General features: G+C 61.8%; 17 protein-coding genes. 13 read left to right on the top strand and 4 right to left on the bottom strand.

What is annotated here, in order from left to right:
* Positions 1–77: 77 nt before the first annotated feature.
* The 4 genes from A6U98_RS31170 to A6U98_RS31155 are packed head-to-tail and all read right to left on the bottom strand — an operon-like array spanning position 78 to position 5,123.
* Positions 78–632 (bottom strand): sarcosine oxidase subunit gamma family protein, encoded by a 555-nt coding sequence (locus A6U98_RS31170; protein ID WP_064654960.1) that lies wholly within the window; start codon positions 630–632, stop codon positions 78–80.
* Positions 625–3,582: a sarcosine oxidase subunit alpha family protein gene (locus A6U98_RS31165; protein WP_064654958.1), complete on the bottom strand. Its 2,958-nt coding sequence runs from the start codon at positions 3,580–3,582 to the stop codon at positions 625–627. Before A6U98_RS31165 ends, A6U98_RS31170 begins: the two co-directional genes overlap by 8 nt.
* Complete coding sequence (locus A6U98_RS31160) at positions 3,579–3,860, bottom strand: sarcosine oxidase subunit delta (protein WP_064654956.1); 282 nt, start codon at positions 3,858–3,860, stop codon at positions 3,579–3,581. Before A6U98_RS31160 ends, A6U98_RS31165 begins: the two co-directional genes overlap by 4 nt.
* A gap of 12 nt (positions 3,861–3,872) precedes the next feature.
* Positions 3,873–5,123 (bottom strand): sarcosine oxidase subunit beta family protein, encoded by a 1,251-nt coding sequence (locus A6U98_RS31155; protein ID WP_064654954.1) that lies wholly within the window; start codon positions 5,121–5,123, stop codon positions 3,873–3,875.
* Positions 5,124–5,210: 87 nt separating this feature from the next.
* Between A6U98_RS31155 and A6U98_RS31150 the strand changes: the two genes are divergently transcribed.
* The 13 genes from A6U98_RS31150 (at position 5,211) to A6U98_RS38085 (ending at position 18,435) form a co-directional block, all read left to right on the top strand.
* On the top strand, positions 5,211–6,170 hold the full coding sequence (locus A6U98_RS31150) for a GlxA family transcriptional regulator (protein WP_018448681.1): 960 nt from the start codon (positions 5,211–5,213) through the stop codon (positions 6,168–6,170).
* A gap of 79 nt (positions 6,171–6,249) precedes the next feature.
* Positions 6,250–6,933: a helix-turn-helix domain-containing protein gene (locus A6U98_RS31145; RefSeq protein WP_064654952.1), complete on the top strand. Its 684-nt coding sequence runs from the start codon at positions 6,250–6,252 to the stop codon at positions 6,931–6,933.
* An 88-nt stretch (positions 6,934–7,021) separates the two neighbouring features.
* Entirely contained in the window at positions 7,022–7,930 is a 909-nt protein-coding gene (locus tag A6U98_RS31140; RefSeq protein WP_064654950.1) for a glutamine amidotransferase family protein, read from the top strand.
* Positions 7,931–7,968: 38 nt separating this feature from the next.
* A complete protein-coding gene (locus tag A6U98_RS31135) occupies positions 7,969–8,655 on the top strand; it encodes a GXGXG domain-containing protein (protein ID WP_027665463.1) in 687 nt (228 codons plus the stop codon).
* Positions 8,656–8,669: 14 nt separating this feature from the next.
* Positions 8,670–9,998: an FMN-binding glutamate synthase family protein gene (locus A6U98_RS31130; RefSeq protein ID WP_003548137.1), complete on the top strand. Its 1,329-nt coding sequence runs from the start codon at positions 8,670–8,672 to the stop codon at positions 9,996–9,998.
* 80 nt (positions 9,999–10,078) lie between these two features.
* Complete coding sequence (glnT, locus tag A6U98_RS31125) at positions 10,079–11,386, top strand: type III glutamate--ammonia ligase (protein ID WP_064654948.1); 1,308 nt, start codon at positions 10,079–10,081, stop codon at positions 11,384–11,386.
* A gap of 97 nt (positions 11,387–11,483) precedes the next feature.
* Positions 11,484–12,368: a formyltetrahydrofolate deformylase gene (gene purU, locus A6U98_RS31120; RefSeq protein WP_064654945.1), complete on the top strand. Its 885-nt coding sequence runs from the start codon at positions 11,484–11,486 to the stop codon at positions 12,366–12,368.
* Between the two features lie 169 nt (positions 12,369–12,537).
* Positions 12,538–13,671 (top strand): aminomethyltransferase family protein, encoded by a 1,134-nt coding sequence (locus A6U98_RS31115; RefSeq protein WP_064654943.1) that lies wholly within the window; start codon positions 12,538–12,540, stop codon positions 13,669–13,671.
* An 11-nt stretch (positions 13,672–13,682) separates the two neighbouring features.
* Positions 13,683–14,288, top strand: coding sequence for a dimethylamine monooxygenase subunit DmmA family protein (locus tag A6U98_RS31110; protein ID WP_064654941.1), 606 nt, complete (start codon positions 13,683–13,685; stop codon positions 14,286–14,288).
* Positions 14,285–15,250: a PDR/VanB family oxidoreductase gene (locus A6U98_RS31105; protein WP_064654939.1), complete on the top strand. Its 966-nt coding sequence runs from the start codon at positions 14,285–14,287 to the stop codon at positions 15,248–15,250. Before A6U98_RS31110 ends, A6U98_RS31105 begins: the two co-directional genes overlap by 4 nt.
* Positions 15,251–15,281: 31 nt before the next feature.
* Positions 15,282–16,322 carry a DUF3445 domain-containing protein gene (locus A6U98_RS31100; RefSeq protein WP_064654937.1) on the top strand — a complete coding sequence of 347 codons (1,041 nt, stop codon included), beginning with the start codon at positions 15,282–15,284 and terminating at the stop codon, positions 16,320–16,322.
* 51 nt (positions 16,323–16,373) lie between these two features.
* Positions 16,374–17,711 (top strand): NAD(P)/FAD-dependent oxidoreductase, encoded by a 1,338-nt coding sequence (locus tag A6U98_RS31095; RefSeq protein WP_064654935.1) that lies wholly within the window; start codon positions 16,374–16,376, stop codon positions 17,709–17,711.
* Between the two features lie 121 nt (positions 17,712–17,832).
* A complete protein-coding gene (locus A6U98_RS38085; RefSeq protein WP_003553302.1) occupies positions 17,833–18,435 on the top strand; it encodes a PAS domain-containing protein in 603 nt (200 codons plus the stop codon).
* The last annotated feature ends 123 nt before the right edge of the window (positions 18,436–18,558 follow it).

Below are 18,558 nucleotides of genomic sequence, written 5' to 3'. Positions count from 1 at the left end.
GAGGCGTTGCAGACCGTGAGATGCAACATTGAAGCCGTCATGGCTTTTCGGGTTCCAGCAATACATGCTGGCTCTCGTTACGATGACGATGCGCCATCCTTTTCGGCGCTGGCCGCCATATGAGCGAGATCGTCCCAGAGACTTTCGGCAAAGCTGCGCAGCACCGTAAGCTCGAAGCTGTCATCGCCGGTGCGGACGATCTGCACCGAGAGATGACCGACCATCGTCATGGCCGAATGACCTTCCGGAAAGACGGAAGGATCGAGATCGACGGCAGTTCCCTTTGAAAGAAGCGCCCGCGAAGAGCGGCCGGAAACGCCGATACGCACGCGCCCGTGGCTCTGGTCCATGACGTAGGCCTTTCCCGCAAGCGCTGCGGCGAGAGTATCGAGGCTGGCCCGGACAAGCGGCTCGTCGCCGGCGACGAACCATTGCCGGAAGCCCGCCTTGCGGATCGAACTCTCAGCAAAGCCCGCCTTCACCAATTCCGCGGCGAGCGCGGATGGCTCGATGGCGCCCAGCACATGCAGGAGATGGCCCTCCGGCAGGGCTGCCAGCCGGATGCCTGCCTCCGAGATGCCGTTATAGACCGTTCCGGCCAGAACCGGTTTATGTTGCGGAAGATCACGCATGGAGCTTCTCGTTTTCGGGATCGATGAAGACGGGATGGCAGAGCACCGCATCGGTGAATTCGTTGCGCAGGCCGTTCCAGACCGTCACCTTTTCACCGATGCGCTCCGGCCCGCGCCTGACGAGCGCCAGGCCGATCGTATGGCCAAGCCCCGGCGAAAAGGCGCTTGATGTGACGTAGCCCTGGTCGTTTTCGAGGGTCGCGGCAACGCCGTCGGCAAGAATATGCGAGCCGGTGCGGAAACCACTTGCCGGATCGAGCGGCTTGACGCCGACGAGGCGCGGCCGCTCGGGATCCTGCAGTCCTTCGCGGGCCAGCATTGCCTTACCGATGAAATCCGGCTTGGTCGATGAAACCATGCGGCCGAAACCGAGGTCGCCTGGTGTTACCGTGCCGTTGATTTCGGCATGGGTGACATGACCCTTTTCGATGCGCATGACGCCGAGCGCTTCGGCGCCATAGGCGCAGATGCCATGTTTTCCGCCCGCCGCCATGACCGCATCGGCGACACTTTCGCCGTAGCCGGCCGGTACGGCCAGTTCGTAGGCGAGTTCGCCGGAGAAGGAGATCCGGAAGAGCCGGCCCTCGAGCCCGCCGCCGAAGAGCGAGACCTTGCGAGCGCTCATGAAGGGGAAGGCCGCATCCGACAAGTCCTCGTCGACGATCTCCTGGAGAATGGCGCGCGACTTCGGCCCGGCGACGGCCATTTGCGCCCATTGATCGGTAGAGGAGGCGAAGCAGACGTCGAGTTCCGGCCAGAGCGTCTGAGCGCAGAATTCGAGATGGGTCAGCACACCGGCGGCAAGTGCGGTCGTCGTGGTCATGAAGAAATGGCCGTCACTAAACCGGCTGGTGGTGCCGTCATCATAGATGAAGCCGTCCTCACGCAGCATGATGCCGTAACGCGCCTTGCCAACGGCGAGCTTGGCGAAGCCGTTGCAATAGATGCGATCGAGGAAGGTCGCGGCATCCTTCCCGAAGATCTCGATCTTGCCCAGGGTCGAGACGTCGCAGAGGCCGGCATTCTTCCGGATGTTCAGCACCTCGCGGTCGACGCTTTCGCGCCATGTCGTCTCGCCGGGGCGCGGGAACCAGGAGGAACGGTACCACAGGCCGGTTTCGACGAAGACCGCACCGCTCTTCTCAGCCCAGCCATGCAGCGGCGATTTGCGCGCCGGCTGGAAATGTTTGCCGCGCGACGCCCCGGTGAGGGCGCCGAAGGAAACCGGCGTATAGAAGGGCCGGAAGGTCGTCGTTCCCACCGCCGCGGGAGACACGCCGCGCGCCTCGGCGAGAATGCCGATGGCGTTGATATTGGAAAGCTTGCCCTGGTCGGTCGCCATGCCTGATGTCGTGTAACGCTTGGCGAGCTCGACATGGCCATAGCCTTCGCGGACGGCGAGACCCAAATCCTTGAGATGCACGTCGTTCTGATAATCGACGAAAGCCTTGCCCTTCGAGCCCTTGACCGACCAGAGCGGCTTTGCCTGTGCAGCCGTCTCGGACGCCGGAGCAAAGGCCGGCTTCGCCGCTGCGAAACCGATCGTCTTCAACGCGACAGCTGCCTTTGCGGCTCCATCCCCGAGGCAGGTCGCGGTTTGCAGCATGCCGGCAGCCGAGCCGGCAACAGTCAGACCTTCCTGCTGGACGGGCGCCAGAAACGCCGAGGCCTCGTTCGACCATTGCGGTTTTGCACCGCGATGGCAGGCAAGATGAATGATCGGGCTCCATCCGCCCGACATGGCAAGCGCATCCGCTTCAATCCGACGGGTGCCGCCTGCTGCCTCGACGCTGACGCCGCGCAGGCGCTTGCCGCCAAATGCATCGATGACCCTGGCGCCCTTCAGCACTTCGGCGCGGCCCTGCCAGCTCGCGGCCGCATCCCCGCGGCTGTCGACGATCGCCGCGACCGCGAGGCCGGCGGCCTCGAGATCGGCTGCGGTTCGATATCCGGCATCGTTGGTGGTGAAGATGACAGTGCTTCTGCCGGGCGCGACCGCCTGCCGGTTGAGATAGCTGCGCATGGCGCCTGCCATCATCACACCGGGAATATCGTTGCCGCCGAAGACGATCGGACGCTCCTCGGCGCCGGTCGCAAGGATCGCCTGCCGGGCGACGATGCGCCACAGTCTTTCGACCGGACGATCAGGATCGGGCATCGCCACATGTTTCTGCACCCGCTCGACGGCGCCGAAGACATTGTCGTCGTACCAGCCGAACACCGTCACGCGCGGCAGGCGGCGCACATTCGCAAGTCCCTCCAGTTCGGCAAGCAGCTCTCCCAAAAGCGCGTCCGCCGGCTTGCCGTCGACAGAACCGCTGTCGGAAAGCAGGCCGCCGCCGAGTTCGGATCCCTCGTCGGCGAGGATGACGCGCGCACCGGCGCGGCCGGCGGTCAGCGCTGCGGCAAGACCAGCAGGGCCGGCGCCGATCACCAGCAGATCGCAATGCGCCCAGCATTTTTCGTAGCTGTCGGGATCGGCCTCGTAGGATGCCCTGCCGAGGCCCGCCGCCTTGCGGATCACCGGCTCATAGAGCTTTTCCCAGAGGGCCGCCGGCCACATGAAGGTCTTGTAGTAGAAGCCGGCGCTGAGGAAGGGCGAGAGCAGCCCGTTGACCGCGCCGACATCGAAGGCGAGCGAGGGCCAGCGGTTCTGGCTCCTTGCCGTCAGCCCCTGGTAAAGCTCGATCATCGTCGCGCGCGTATTCGGCTCGGTGCGCCCGCCGCTGCCTGTCGTCACCAGCGCGTTCGGTTCGGCAGCGCCTGCCGTCAGGATGCCGCGCGGGCGATGATATTTGAAGCTGCGGCCGACGAGCTGGACGCCGTTGGCAAGCAGCGCCGAGGCGAGCGTGTCGCCCGGATGGCCTTCAAGCGGCCTGCTGTCGAAGGTGAAACCGAGTGTCGTGGCGCGGTCGATCCGGCCGCCGGAGGAAAGACGGAAGCTCGTCATGCCGGTTCTCCGCCGAGCTTGGAAAGTGCGGCGTCCCTGACGCCGTGGACCGCATGGGTGACGGTATCGCGTTCGACGATCAGCCAGCGGCGGCATCCGGAGGAGTGGTGCCAGTATTCGCTGTGCCGGCCCCGCGGATTGTCACGCAGATAGACATAATCGAACCAGGCCTCCGCACCGGCATCCGGTGCCGGCCGAGCAGGGCCCGCATCACCGCGGATCGTAAATTCCTCCTTGGGTCGGGCGCCGCAATGGGGACAGGAAATCAGGCTTGCCATCGTCGAAAGTCCTCAGTGCAGATTGGGCTGGGCGCCGACGCCCTTTTCGTCGATCGGGTAGCCGCGCGCGAAGCGGTCGAGCCGGAAGGCGCGGGCGGTCTGATGCGGCGCATTGCGGGCAATCAGATGGGCGTAGCAGAAGCCGGAGGCGGGCGTGGCCTTGAAGCCGCCGTAACACCAGCCGGTGTTGAGATAGAGATTGTCGATATGGGTGCGGTCGATGATCGGCGAGCCGTCCATGCTCATATCCATGACGCCACCCCAGGAGCGCAGATAACGCACCCGCGACAGCGACGGGATCAGCGCCAGCCCGGCTTCGGCAACATGCTCGACGCAAGCGAGATTGCCGCGCTGGGCATAGGAATTGTAGCCATCGATGTCGCCGCCGAAGACGAGGCCGCCCTTGTCCGACTGGGACGCATAGAAATGCCCGGCGCCGAAGGTGACGACCGTGTCGATGAAGGGCTTCAGCCCTTCGGAAACGAAGGCCTGCAGCACATGGCTTTCGATTGGCAGCCGCAGGCCGGCCATATCGGCGACGACGGTGGAGTTGCCGGCCGCCGCAAGCGCCAGCTTGCCGCAGCCGATGAAGCCCTTGCTGGTCTCGACGCCGGTCACGTGTCCGTTTTCGCTGCGGATGCCGGTCACCTCGCACTGGGTGATGATGTCGACGCCGCGGCTGTCTGCGCCGCGCGCATAACCCCAGGCGACCGCATCGTGGCGCACCGTGCCGCCGCGCGGCTGGAACAGGCCGCCCATAATGGGAAAACGGGCATTGCCGAAATCGAGGAAGGGCAATTTCTTGCGCACCGCCTGCCTGTCGAGAAGCTCGGCGTCGACGCCGTGCAGCCGCATGGCGTTGCCGCGGCGCGTATACGCATCGCGCTGCGCGTCGGAATGGAAGAGGTTGAGCACGCCGCGCTGCGAGACCATGGCGTTGAAGTTGAAGTCCTGCTCCAGCCCTTCCCAAAGCTTCATCGACAGCTCGTAGAAGGGATTATTACCAGGCAGCAAATAGTTCGAGCGGATGATCGTCGTGTTCCTGCCGATATTGCCGGAGCCGAGATAGCCCTTTTCGAGGACGGCGACATTGGTGACGCCGAATTCCTTGGCAAGATAATAGGCGGTGGCAAGACCATGGCCGCCGCCACCGACGATGATGACGTCGTAATGCGGCTTTGGCGCCGGGTCGCGCCAGGCAGGCGCCCAGCCTTTGTTGCCGCGAAGGCCATTCAGGAAAATCGAAAGAGCGGAATAGCGCATGGGTCACCCCGGAAAGAACAGGGCAATGATGCCAGAAAGAGCACGGCAGACTTGCATGATAAGGACATGAATCGCTAAGAAAGAGACATGTCCTCACTTGATAGCAGAAATGCGCAGACGATCGGCTTCATCCTAATCCCGGGGTTCGCGCTGATGTCTTATGCCTCGGCGACCGAGCCGCTCAGGGCTGCAAATCTCTTGGCCGGCCGTGAGATCTATCGGCTGCAGATCTTCTCGCCCGATGGCGCGCCGGCGCTTTCCTCCTCGGGCGTCAGCGTCCCCGCCGAACCGCTGCCCGTCAGGGGCGCGGGGCTCGGAACGGCCTTCGTCTGCGCCGGCGGGTTGCCCCGCGACTGGCGGTATCCCGGCGTACTTGCCTGCTTGCGGCAGCTGTCGCGCGAAGGTGTGAGGATCGGCGGCATCTCGGGCGGCCCCTATCTGATGGCCGCTGCCGGTCTGCTTGGCGGCCGCGATTTCACCATCCACTGGGAGCATGCCGCAGCCCTTCTTGAAGCCTTCCCAGACCTCACGCCGCGCCAGGCGCGCTTCATGATCGACGGCAACCGGATTACCTGCGGCGGCGGCATCGCACCGCTCGACATGATGCATGTGCTGATCGCCGAGCGCATGGGGCCGGATTTCGCCCGCCGCGTCAGCGACTGGTATCTTCATACAGAGGTCAACGAACCCGCCGCACCCCAGCGCGCCTCGCTGGCGGAGCGCTATGGCGTCTATCATCCCGGCCTGCTCAGCGTTCTCGAGCGGATGGAAGAGACGATCGAGATGCCGCTCGAGCGTGCCGCCATGGCGCGCATCGCCGGCGTCACCACCCGCCATCTCGACCGGCTCTTTGCGGCCCAGCTCAATACCACCTTCCTCGATCAATACCGCAGGATCAGGCTGCAGCATGCCCATCGCCTGCTGAAGCAGAGCCCGCTTTCCGTCTCGGAAATTGCGGTGGCCACCGGCTTTTCCAGTCTGAGCCATTTTTCCCGGATGTTCCGCGCCCTCTACGGCATCGCTCCGCGCGAGGCGCGGCGGGAATAGGTTTTCTTCACGGTTGAGAAATTTTCACTATGACGATAGGGTTGCCGTGGACAAAAGAAAAGGCGGCAGTGGAAAACCCATGAAATCCAACCGTAAAGCGGCAGAGCAACCGGAACAGGCGAATAGTGGACGCGCTCCCTTGTCCCAGGACCCGCACGCCGTTCGCGAGCCGAAGGAAAACAACCTCGAAATGGCGATCGGCCATGAGGTGCGCGCCTACCGCAAGAAACTCGGCATCACGGTCACCGATCTGGCGGCCGCCACCGGCATTTCACTCGGCATGCTGTCGAAGATCGAGAACGGCAACATCTCGCCGTCGTTGACGACGCTGCAATCGCTGTCGCGGGCGCTTGGCGTACCGCTGACTGCCTTTTTTCGCCGCTATGAGGAACCGCGCAATGCCGTCTTCGTCAAGGCCGGCCAAGGCATCGAGCTCGAACGGCGCGGCACGCGCGCCGGCCATCAATATAATCTGCTCGGCCATATCGACAACAATACCAGCGGCGTCATCGTCGAGCCTTACCTCATCACACTAACGGCCGATTCCGACACCTTCCCGACCTTTCAGCACGAGGGCATGGAATTTCTCTACATGCTCGAAGGCGTGGTCGTTTACCGCCATGGCGACCAGCTTTTCCAGATGGAGCCGGGCGACAGCCTGTTCTTCGATGCCGATGCACCGCATGGGCCGGAGCAGTTGGTGAAACTGCCGAGCAAATACCTTTCGATCATCACCTATCCACAGCGAAGCTCGAAGGGCTGACTTGCCTTAAAAGAAAAAATCTTTCTTCCGAGTTGAAATCGCAAAACAGACCTGCTAGTCCTTTCTCAACACGAACGGAGGTCTGGTCATGTGCGGAATTGTGGGTCTCTTTCTCAAGGATAAAAGTCTCGAACCGGAGCTCGGCGCGCTCCTGTCGTCCATGCTGGTGACGATGACGGATCGCGGGCCGGACAGTGCCGGTATCGCGATCTATGGCGACACCAGCGGCAACAATGCCAAGATCACCATCCAGTCGGCCAATCCGAAGAAGGATTTCGCCGGCCTCGAGGCCGAGCTCGGCGAGGCGGTTGGCGCACCGGTCGCCATCCAGGTGAAGAGCACGCATGCCGTCATCACGCTTGCCAAGGACCTGCTCGACGCGGGCAAGGCAGCCGTTGCGGACTTGCGTCCGAACGTTCGCATCATGAGCAGCGGCGACGCCATCGAGATCTATAAGGAGACCGGCCTGCCGAAGGATGTCGTCTCCCGCTTCGCGGTCAGTTCAATGGCCGGCACCCATGGCATCGGCCATACCCGCATGGCGACGGAATCAGCCGTCACGACGCTCGGCGCCCATCCTTTCTCCACCGGCTCCGACCAATGCCTGGTGCATAATGGCTCACTGTCCAACCACAACAATCTCCGCCGCGAGCTGAAGCGCGAAGGCATGACCTTCGAAACGGAAAACGATACCGAGGTCGCCGCCGCCTATCTGACCGCAGAGATGGCCAAGGGCAAGAATCTCGGCCAGGCGCTGGAAGGCGCGGTCGATGACCTCGACGGCTTCTTCACCTTCGTCGTCGGTACGAAATCCGGCTTCGGCGTCGTGCGCGACGCGATTGCCTGCAAGCCCGCTGTCATGGCCGAAACGGAGCAGTATGTCGCCTTCGGTTCGGAATACCGGGCGCTCGTCAATCTGCCCGGCATCGAGAATGCCCGGGTCTGGGAGCCGGAGCCTGCAACCGTCTATTTCTGGGACCACCAGAAGGTCGCATGACCGGCACCTCATGCGCATTCTCCAAGGGTTATCGAAACATGCCTGTCATTGATCTTGCCACTACGCCGTTGCGTGAACTCAACAGCGCCCTGCACAACATCCAGAACGGTTCGAACGATCTTTCCTTCGAAGTCGTCAATCCGCGCGGCAGCCATTCGGTCGCCGTCGGCATCGATGCGCCGGTCACCGTCGATGTGAAGGGATCCGTCGGCTATTACTGTGCTGGAATGAACGACGGCGGGACCGTCACCGTTCACGGTTCGGCAGGTCCGGGTGTCGCGGAAAACATGATGTCTGGAACAGTCGTCATCGAGGGCGATGCCAGCCAGTATGCCGGGGCAACCGGCCGCGGCGGCCTCCTTGTCATCAAGGGCAATGCGGCGTCACGCTGCGGCATCTCGATGAAAGGCATCGACATCGTCGTTCATGGCAATATCGGCCATATGTCCGCCTTCATGGGGCAGTCCGGCCACCTCGTGGTGCTCGGCGATGCCGGCGATGCGCTTGGGGATTCGCTCTATGAGGCAAAGCTCTTCGTGCGCGGTTCGGTCAAGAGCCTGGGTGCCGATTGCATCGAAAAGGAGCTGCGTCCGGAGCATCTGACGAAGCTGGCCGAACTTCTCGAAAAGGCGGGCGTGAGCGAAGTGAGGCCCGAGGAATTCAAGCGTTACGGCTCCGCCCGCAAGCTCTACAATTTCAATATCGACAACGCTGACGCATATTAAGGCGAGGGACCATCATGAGCTATCACAACCCCTATACCCCGCCGCGCAAGTCAGCGACCTTCGATGATTACACGCTGGCTGAAATCCGTCGTGCTGCGGCGACCGGCATTTACGACATCCGTGGCGCCGGCACCAAACGGAAGGTTCCGCATTTCGATGACCTGCTGTTTCTCGGCGCATCGATCTCGCGCTATCCGCTCGAAGGTTACCGCGAGAAGTGCGACACGTCAGTCGTCCTCGGCGCACGCTTTGCCAAAAAGCCCATCCACCTGAAAACGCCGATCACCATTGCCGGCATGAGCTTCGGCGCCCTGTCAGGCAATGCCAAGGAAGCGCTCGGACGCGGCGCGACGATTGCCGGAACCTCCACCACGACAGGCGACGGCGGGATGACCGATGAAGAGCGCGGCCACTCACAGACACTGGTCTACCAGTATCTGCCGTCGCGATACGGCATGAACCCCAAGGACCTGCGTCGCGCCGATGCGATCGAAGTGGTTGTCGGTCAGGGCGCAAAGCCCGGCGGCGGCGGCATGCTGCTCGGCCAGAAGATCTCCGATCGCGTCGCCAACATGCGCAACCTGCCGAAGGGAATCGACCAGCGCTCGGCCTGCCGCCATCCGGATTGGACCGGCCCGGACGACCTCGAAATCAAGATCCTGGAACTGCGCGAGATCACTGACTGGGAAAAGCCGATCTATGTGAAGGTCGGCGGCGCGCGTCCCTATTACGATACGGCGCTGGCCGTGAAGGCCGGGGCCGACGTGGTGGTGCTCGATGGCATGCAGGGCGGAACCGCCGCGACCCAGGATGTGTTCATCGAGAATGTCGGCATGCCGACGCTCGCCTGCATTCGCCCCGCGGTCCAGGCGCTGCAGGATCTCGGCATGCATCGCAAGGTGCAGCTGATCATCTCGGGCGGCATCCGTTCGGGCGCCGACGTGGCCAAGGCACTGGCGCTGGGTGCCGATGCCGTTGCCATCGGCACCGCAGCACTCGTTGCGATCGGCGACAACGATCCGCATTGGGAAGAAGAATACCAAAAGCTCGGCACGACGGCCGGCGCCTATGATGACTGGCACGAGGGCAAAGACCCGGCTGGCATCACGACGCAGGACCCGGAACTGATGAAGCGGCTTGATCCGATCGCCGCCGGCCGCCGTCTCGCCAACTATCTGAAGGTTATGACGCTGGAAGCCCAGACCATTGCGCGCGCCTGCGGCAAGAACCACCTGCACAACCTGGAACCGGAAGATCTTTGCGCCCTGACGATGGAGGCGGCCGCCATGGCCCAGATCCCGCTCGCCGGCACAAACTGGTATCCCGGCAAGGGAGGCTACTGATTTCTACCGGCCGGGCAAACGTCCCGGCCGTCTCGCATCCATAACCAAGGTGTCTCTAAGAAATCCAAAGGGGAACGAGAATGACACTGGACCTTGCTGCTTTTGCCAGAGACAAAGGCATCAAATATTTCATGATCAGCTATACCGACTTGTTCGGCGGCCAACGCGCCAAGCTGGTCCCCGCGGAAGCCATCGCCGACATGCAGAAAGATGGCGCTGGCTTTGCGGGCTTTGCAACCTGGCTCGATTTGACGCCGGCTCATCCCGACCTGTTCGCGCTTCCCGATGCTTCCTCGGTCATCCAACTACCCTGGAAGAAAGACGTCGCATGGGTTGCCGCCGACTGCGTCATGGACGACAAGCCTGTCGAACAGGCGCCGCGTGTGCTGCTGAAAAGACTGGTCGCTGAAGCTGCGAAAGAAGGGCTCCGGGTGAAAACCGGCGTGGAACCCGAGTTCTTTCTGATCTCCGCCGACGGCTCGGTGATTTCGGACCAGTTCGATACAGCCGAAAAGCCCTGCTACGATCAGCAGGCCGTGATGCGTCGCTATGATGTCATCGCCGAGATTTGCGACTACATGCTCGAGCTCGGCTGGAAGCCCTATCAGAACGACCACGAGGACGCGAACGGCCAGTTCGAGATGAACTGGGAATATGACGACGCGCTTCAGACGGCAGACAAGCACTCCTTCTTCAAGTTCATGGTCAAGTCGGTCGCCGAAAAGCACGGCCTTCGCGCCACCTTCATGCCGAAGCCCTTCAAGGGCCTGACCGGAAATGGCTGCCATGCCCACATCTCGGTCTGGGACATCGATGGCAAGGTCAACGCCTTCGCGGACAAGGAAATGCCATTTGGGCTCTCCGCTCAGGGTAAAACCTTCCTCGGCGGCATCATGAAGCACGCCTCCGCGCTTGCCGCGATCACCAATCCGACGGTCAATTCCTATAAGCGCATCAACGCGCCGCGCACCACATCGGGCGCGACCTGGGCGCCGAACACCGTGACCTGGACGGGCAACAACCGCACCCACATGGTGCGTGTGCCGGGACCGGGCCGTTTCGAGCTGCGCCTGCCTGATGGTGCGGTCAATCCGTACCTGCTGCAGGCGATCATCATCGCGGCCGGCCTCGACGGCATCCGCAGCCAAGCCGATCCCGGCCGGCACTACGATATCGACATGTATGCCGAGGGGTATCTGGTGAAGGACGCGCCGCGCCTGCCGCTCAATCTGCTCGACGCGCTGCGTGCCTATGATGCCGACGAGGGCTTGAAGGAGGCGATCGGGGCTGAGTTTTCCGCCGCTTATCTCAAGCTCAAGCATCAGGAATGGAATGCCTACTGCTCGCATTTCACCCAGTGGGAACGCGACAGCACGCTCGACATCTGAAGGGACGGACGTTCTGCAGACACGCTGATGCGCCGGAGCGGACAAGCTCCGGCGTGATCTGCCCCTCTGCACTTGGGATAGCGAAGAAAGAGACAGCATGAAGAACTTCGTACTCACCGTATCCTGCAAATCGACACGCGGCATCGTCGCGGCGATTTCGAGCTATCTGGCCGACAAGGGCTGCAACATCATCGACAGCTCGCAGTTCGACGATCTCGATACCGGCAAGTTCTTCATGCGCGTCAGCTTCATTTCGGAAGAGGGTCTCTCGGGCGCCGATATCGACACCGGTTTTGCAGCCGTCGCCGCTCCTTTCGACATGGATTTCGATTTCCACGACAGCGAGAAGCGCATGAAGGTGCTGCTGATGGTGTCGCGCTTCGGCCATTGCCTCAACGACCTGCTTTATCGCTGGAAGATCGGCGCGCTGCCGATCGATATCGTCGGCGTCGTCTCCAACCATTTCGATTACCAGAAGGTCGTGGTCAACCACGACATTCCCTTCCACCATATTCCCGTCACCAAGGCCAACAAGGCGCAGGCCGAGGCCCATATCATGGAAGTGGCCGAGCAGACCGGCACGGAGCTGATCGTGCTCGCCCGCTACATGCAGATCCTGTCGGACGAGATGTGCCAGAAGATGTCCGGCCGGATCATCAACATCCACCATTCCTTCCTGCCGAGTTTCAAGGGCGCCAATCCTTACAAGCAGGCCTACGGCCGCGGCGTGAAGCTGATCGGGGCGACGGCGCATTACGTCACCGCCGATCTCGACGAAGGCCCGATCATCGAGCAGGACACGGCGCGCATCACCCATGCGCAGTCGCCCGACGACTACGTCTCGATCGGCCGCGACGTCGAAAGCCAGGTGCTGGCACGTGCCATCCACGCCCATATCCATCACCGCACCTTCATCAATGGCAATCGTACCGTGGTCTTCCCGGCAAGCCCCGGCAGCTACGCCTCCGAACGCATGGGTTGAGACTTGCATCGACAGTAGTGCCTCGCCGCATCCGTCATTCAGAGCGTTAAGGTTGCGGCAGGTGCCATCAAAGTTTGGGAAATGCATGCCGGGCGGGCTTGCCACGGCGCGAAAGACTTATATAGTCAGGAAATAAATATTCCGTAGAGGAAACAAAAGGGAACGGACAATGGCTTTATCATGGCGTTTCTCCGTCTTGGCGGATCGGCATCGCGCTCTGGGATCGAAGCTTGAGGACTGGAGCGGCATGGGCACCGCCTGGACCTACGACAAGGACATGTCGGAAGAACATGTCGCCGTCCGCACCAAGGCCGGCATCATGGATGTCTCGGGCTTGAAGAAGGTGCACCTGGTCGGCCCGCACGCCATCGCAGTGCTTGACTCCATCACCACCCGCGACCTGACGAAGATCTACCCCGGCCGGTCGGTCTACGCGACCATGCTGAACGATCGCGGACACTTTACCGACGACTGCATCGTCTATCGCACCGGCCCGAATTCCTGGATGCTGGTACATGGCTCCGGCTCTGGGCATGAAGAGGTCGTCAAGCAGGCGGCCGGCCGCAATTGCGCCGTGCTCTTCGACGACGACCTGCACGACCTGTCGCTGCAGGGTCCGATCGCGGTCGACTATCTCGCCAAATATGTGCCCGGCATCCGCGACCTCAAATATTTCCACCACATGCAGACGACGCTGTTCGGCGCACCGGTGATGATCTCTCGTACCGGCTATACCGGTGAACGCGGCTACGAGATCTTCGTACGCGGCCAGGACGCCGTGATGGTCTGGGACCGGATCGTCGAGGAAGGCAAGGAAATGGGCATCATCCCCTGCTGCTTCTCCGTTCTCGACATGCTGCGGGTCGAAAGCTACCTGCTCTTCTACCCCTACGACAATTCGCAGATGTATCCCTTCGCCGATCAGCCGCCCGGCGACAGCCTCTGGGAACTCGGCCTCGACTTCACCGTCAGCCCCGGCAAGACGGGCTTCCGCGGCGCCGAGGAACATGCTCGCCTGAAGGGCAAGGAACGCTTCAAGATCTTCGGCATGCTGATCGATGCCGACGGACCGGCCGATCTCGGCGACGAAGTCTTTGCCGACGGCAAAAAGGTCGGCGTCATTACCTGCCCGAGCTATTCGTCGCTGACGAAGAAATCCATGGCGATTGCCCGTCTGGACGTTGACAAGGCGGTGCATGGGACGAAACTCGAAGTCCGCGGCAAGACCGTGAAGGCAGGCGCCACCGCCCACACGCTTCCTTTCGACGATCCGGAGAAGAAGAAGAGGACCGCCGTAGGTTAAGGAGCACGCGAATGCTCGTTGCAGGCATCAAGAGCCGTCCAGTCTACACGGGCCTGACCATCCAGCCCAACGCCCGGCGGCACATTTTCGCGCTCGAGGGGGAGGGCGCCAAGGCTCTCCTCGATCAGCAGCCGGCGCTTGACGAAACGGCGCTTTCCCGCAGCGAAATCCTCTATGTCGCCCGCGGCTCTCAAGGGTCCGGCCTCGACGAGGCGCTGCGCCGCCTCGGCGCCGACATGTTCTTCACGGCGCCGACCATCGCAACGCTGCTCTTCCGATTGAAGGGTTCGCTCGCGACCGCCCATATGGGCACGCGGCTTTATCTATCGGGCACGGAAGGCTTCATCGGCCAGGCGATGCTGGTGGCGCTCGATTACGGCATGGACCACGCCTCCGTCATCACCGAGCATCGCGGCTCGCTGGCCCGGCGTGTGCAATGCGTCCATTGCAAGGGCATCACCGACGACGTCACCACCAGCCCCTTTGCCTGCAGCCATTGCGGGCTGCCGCTTCTGGTACGCGACCATTATTCGCGCCGGCTCGCTGCCTTCCAGGGCGTCAATATCGATGCGGAAGAACCGGGCAGCGCGCCTGATCCGGAGGAGTTGTTCCTTTGAGCGGTGGCACTGAAATTCCTGTCCGCGTGACGCGGATCACGCCGATCGCCGAGCGCGTCAAGCGCTTCCGTTTCGAGCGCCTTGACGGCAAGCCGATGCCTTATTTCTCCGGCGGCGCCCACGTCATCGTCTTGATGAACGATGGCGGCCATATGCGCCGCAACGCCTATTCGCTGATGTCGCCGCCGCATGATTGCGCAGCCTATGAGATCAGCGTGCTGCACGTCGAGGATTCGCGCGGCGGCTCCACCTTCATGCATGAGAAGCTCAGCGAAGGCGACGAGCTGAAGGTCAGCTATCCCGTCAACCTGTTCCAGCCGGACTGGCGCGGGCGCAAGCACCTTCTGATCGCCGGTGGCATCGGCATTACCCCATTCATCGCGATGATGGAGCAGTTTTCCCGCGAAGGCGCCAATTTCGAGCTGCATTATGCCATCCGCACGCGCGACCGCGGTGCCTATTGGCAGCAACTCGTCGAGCGTTATGGCGGACATCGGATCAAGATCTATTGCGACGCCGAAGGCGACGCCATCCCCCTCACACGCCTGCTGGGCACCCAGCCGCTCGGCACGCATCTTTATGTCTGCGGCCCGTCCGGCATGATCGACGGCGTGCTGAAAACCGGCCTCAACGCCGGCTGGCCGGAGCAGAACCTGCATTCGGAACGGTTCCTGTCGTCACTGCCCGGCAAGCCCTTCGCGATCGAGCTCCTGCGGTCCGGCAAGACCGTGAAGGTCGGCCATCACGAAAGCATGCTGGAGGCGATCGAGGCGGCCGGCGTCGACGCGCCCTTCCTCTGTCGCGGCGGCGCCTGCGGTCAATGCGAGACCGGGGTCGTCACCTGCGACGGCAAGCTGCTGCACCATGACGTCTATTTGACGAGCGAAGAAAAGGCATCCGGCCGCAAGGTGATGATCTGCGTTTCCCGCTTCGAGGGAAACACGCTGCATCTTGATCTTTAGCGGCATCGGAAGCGGAACAAGGAGACCGGACATGGCAATCGTCTTCAAGCAGGAAACCTTCCGGAACGATTTCAGCTATCGCAACAGCCCCGAAAACATCCGGCGTTTCCCGTTTCCCTTCGACCGTGACGAATACATGTATTCGGTCAACATGGAGCCGCATGTGCACGGCCGGGCGGGAACCGTCTACGAAAGCCTGATCGACGTCGACGAGCATTACGTCGCCGAAATGCACGACCGGGCGCTGGTGCTGAAGGAAGATCCGCTGCGCTACCAGGCCCTGCCGCATATGATGAGCGCGCAGTGGGACACGCTCGAACTTTTGATGGAAGAGCAGGCGGCGGGTTACCCCGATCATTTCACACTGATCCGCAACGGCGACCAGTGGCGCTGGATCAACCGCCCGCTCGGCATCGACGACAGCTTCACCTTCGGCGATGCCTCGACGCTGCCCTTTGAGCCCTTCGAATATATCACCCGCCAGGCCCAGGGCGATTTCTGCATCGTCGACCAGCGCGACAGCAATCTCTGGATGGATGCCGGCATGGTGACCACTCAGGCCGACTGGTCGCTCGATTTCGATATCGGCATGAACTTCATGGAATGGCACGGGCCGGTGCCGCTCGCCCACCAGATCGGCGTCTTCGACCGGGCGCTGAAATTCCTGTTGAACCTGCAGCAGGGCAAGCCGACGCGACGCTTCAACTGGACGATGACGATCAATCCGCGGCTCGACACCAGCCCGGAGAATTATCACAAATGGGGTCCTGACCGCACCACGGTGACGCCGGAGAATGTCGGAGAAAAGGTGCATCTGCGCGTCGAGCTGCAGAGCCTCTGGCGCCTGCCGCGCTCGAACGCCATCCTCTTCGTCATCCGCTGCTACCTGATGAACATGGAAGAGCTCGTCACCGTGCCGAAATGGGCGCGCCGCTTTCCGCGCGTGCTGAAGACGCTGCCGCCCGAGCTCATCGACTACAAGGGCCTCACCCGCTTCCGCGAGACGACGATCGACTGGCTTGCCAAATATGACGACGGGGCGCCGACCAGCCCCGGCATCTATCCGGACTGAGGCGCAGCGAATGTGCAAGATAAAACGATATAATCAAGAGGGGAATGCTTCATGACAAGAGTAGCCGTCATCGGTGCCGGTCCTTCCGGGCTGGCGCAGCTGCGCGCCTTTCAATCGGCCGCCCAGAAGGGCGCCGAGATCCCGGAGATCGTCTGCTTCGAAAAGCAGTCGGATTGGGGCGGGCTCTGGAACTACACCTGGCGCACCGGCCTCGACGAATATGGCGAGCCGGTCCATGGCAGCATGTATCGTTACCTCTGGTCGAACGGCCCGAAGGAATGCCTCGAATTCGCCGATTATTCGTTCGAAGAGCATTTCGGCAAGCCGATCGCCTCCTATCCGCCGCGCGCCGTGCTCTGGGATTACATCAAGGGCCGCGTCGAGAAGGCGAACGTCCGCCACTGGGTGCGCTTCAGCACGCCGGTGCGCATGGTCCGCTTCGACGATCAGACGAAGAAATTCACGGTGACGGCGCATAACCGCATCGAGGACCGGATGTATGACGAGGAATTCGACTATGTCGTCGTGGCATCAGGTCATTTCTCGACGCCGAACGTGCCCTATTTCGAGGGCGTGAAGACCTTCAACGGCCGCGTGCTGCATGCCCATGATTTCCGCGACGCGCTGGAGTTCAAGGGCAAGGATATCCTGATCGTCGGCCGCAGCTATTCGGCCGAAGACATCGGCTCGCAATGCTGGAAATACGGCGCAAAATCGGTGACGACCAGCTACCGCTCGAAGCCGATGGGCTTCAAATGGCCGGAGAATTTCGAGGAACGGCCGCTGCTGACCAGGCTCGAAAACCGCACGGCGCATTTCCTCGACGGCTCGACCAAGGAGGTCGATGCCGTGATCCTCTGCACCGGATACCAGCACCACTTCCCCTTCCTGCCCGACGATCTAAGGCTGAAGACCGCCAATCGCCTCTGGGCCGACAGCCTCTACAAGGGGGTGATCTTCGACAAGAACCCGCAGCTTTTCTATATCGGCATGCAGGACCAGTTCTACACCTTCAACATGTTCGACGTGCAGGCCTGGTGGGCGCGCGACGTGATGATGGGTCGCATCACCCTGCCGTCCGAAGAGGAGCTGAAGGCAAATTTCGACATGTGGCGCGCCCGCGAGGAAACGCTCGATGATGCCGAGCAGATGATCTGGTATCAGGGCGACTATGTGAAGGAACTGCTTGCCGAAACCGATTATCCCAATTTCGACATCGAGGGCACCAACCAGACCTTCATGGAGTGGGAACATCACAAGGCCCACAACATCATGGGCTTTCGCGATCATGCCTACCGGTCGCTGATGACCGGCAACATGTCGCCGACGCATCACACACCCTGGGTCGAGGCGCTCGACGATTCCATGGAGGAATATCTGCGCAACTGATGAGGCGGACCTGCATTGCCGGAGGAGGGTGTTGGTGCTCTCTTCCGGCATTTGGACGTGCGCCTTTCTAAATGAGACGACATAAATCCATCTGCAACTCTTCTCTTCGGATGTGGCCTTCATGGATTTTCAAACGAGCATTCTCGGGCGCATGAGCGGTTTTCTCTATCGCTGCCGTGCCGACGAAAACTATACGATGCTTGAGATGACCAACGGTATCGAGCGCATCTTCGGTTATCCGGCCGACGAGATCATCGGCAACCGCACGCGGACCTTCACCTCGATCATGTACGAGGAAGACGTGCCTGTGATGGACGAGATCGTCGGACGGGCGCTGGAGAGGCGCACGGACTGGACGATGGAATACCGCATCCGTCACGCCATGGGCCATCTCATCTGGGTCACCGAGACGGGCGGCGGCATCTGGGACGAGAAGGGCGAGCTTCTCTATCTCGAAGGCAGCATCATCAATATCGAATCACTCTATCAGCGAATCGATGACCAGACCGCCGACATGCGCGTCACCGCTTCGAAGACCAATGAGATCCTGCAATCGCTGCGCTACCTGAAGCTGCTCGCCGTCAATGCCGGCATCGAGGCCGCCCGCGCCGGCACGGCCGGATCGGGCTTTGCCGTGCTGGCGGCCGAAATGCGCACGCTTGCCAACTCCTCGGAAGAGGCCGCACGCGCCATTTCCAACGCACAACGCAAGGCGGAAGGCTGAGTGTTACCCAAGCAGCCGCAGATTTGCGGCTCACGTTCAAAGCCATATAATTAACCGTTCGGCGCTTCCAGAGATTGCAACGCGATTCCAATGACTTGCAATAATTCTGTGCCTGACGAATCT

This window comes from Rhizobium sp. WYCCWR10014, assembly GCF_001657485.1.
In the GTDB taxonomy this organism is placed as follows: domain Bacteria; phylum Pseudomonadota; class Alphaproteobacteria; order Rhizobiales; family Rhizobiaceae; genus Rhizobium.
The sequence above is the reverse complement of the archived record's forward strand: the minus strand, read 5'-3'. Positions and strand labels throughout refer to the sequence as shown.

What these genes read in the sequence shown, in the direction of transcription:
- A6U98_RS31170 (WP_064654960.1), bottom strand. Translation starts at nt 632, where the DNA reads ATGCGTGATCTTCCGCAACATAAACCGGTTCTGGCCGGAACGGTCTAT.
- A6U98_RS31165 (WP_064654958.1), bottom strand. Translation starts at nt 3,582, where the DNA reads ATGACGAGCTTCCGTCTTTCCTCCGGCGGCCGGATCGACCGCGCCACG.
- A6U98_RS31160 (WP_064654956.1), bottom strand. Translation starts at nt 3,860, where the DNA reads ATGGCAAGCCTGATTTCCTGTCCCCATTGCGGCGCCCGACCCAAGGAG.
- A6U98_RS31155 (WP_064654954.1), bottom strand. Translation starts at nt 5,123, where the DNA reads ATGCGCTATTCCGCTCTTTCGATTTTCCTGAATGGCCTTCGCGGCAAC.
- A6U98_RS31150 (WP_018448681.1), top strand. Translation starts at nt 5,211, where the DNA reads ATGTCCTCACTTGATAGCAGAAATGCGCAGACGATCGGCTTCATCCTA.
- A6U98_RS31145 (WP_064654952.1), top strand. Translation starts at nt 6,250, where the DNA reads ATGAAATCCAACCGTAAAGCGGCAGAGCAACCGGAACAGGCGAATAGT.
- A6U98_RS31140 (WP_064654950.1), top strand. Translation starts at nt 7,022, where the DNA reads ATGTGCGGAATTGTGGGTCTCTTTCTCAAGGATAAAAGTCTCGAACCG.
- A6U98_RS31135 (WP_027665463.1), top strand. Translation starts at nt 7,969, where the DNA reads ATGCCTGTCATTGATCTTGCCACTACGCCGTTGCGTGAACTCAACAGC.
- A6U98_RS31130 (WP_003548137.1), top strand. Translation starts at nt 8,670, where the DNA reads ATGAGCTATCACAACCCCTATACCCCGCCGCGCAAGTCAGCGACCTTC.
- glnT (WP_064654948.1), top strand. Translation starts at nt 10,079, where the DNA reads ATGACACTGGACCTTGCTGCTTTTGCCAGAGACAAAGGCATCAAATAT.
- purU (WP_064654945.1), top strand. Translation starts at nt 11,484, where the DNA reads ATGAAGAACTTCGTACTCACCGTATCCTGCAAATCGACACGCGGCATC.
- A6U98_RS31115 (WP_064654943.1), top strand. Translation starts at nt 12,538, where the DNA reads ATGGCTTTATCATGGCGTTTCTCCGTCTTGGCGGATCGGCATCGCGCT.
- A6U98_RS31110 (WP_064654941.1), top strand. Translation starts at nt 13,683, where the DNA reads ATGCTCGTTGCAGGCATCAAGAGCCGTCCAGTCTACACGGGCCTGACC.
- A6U98_RS31100 (WP_064654937.1), top strand. Translation starts at nt 15,282, where the DNA reads ATGGCAATCGTCTTCAAGCAGGAAACCTTCCGGAACGATTTCAGCTAT.
- A6U98_RS31095 (WP_064654935.1), top strand. Translation starts at nt 16,374, where the DNA reads ATGACAAGAGTAGCCGTCATCGGTGCCGGTCCTTCCGGGCTGGCGCAG.
- A6U98_RS38085 (WP_003553302.1), top strand. Translation starts at nt 17,833, where the DNA reads ATGGATTTTCAAACGAGCATTCTCGGGCGCATGAGCGGTTTTCTCTAT.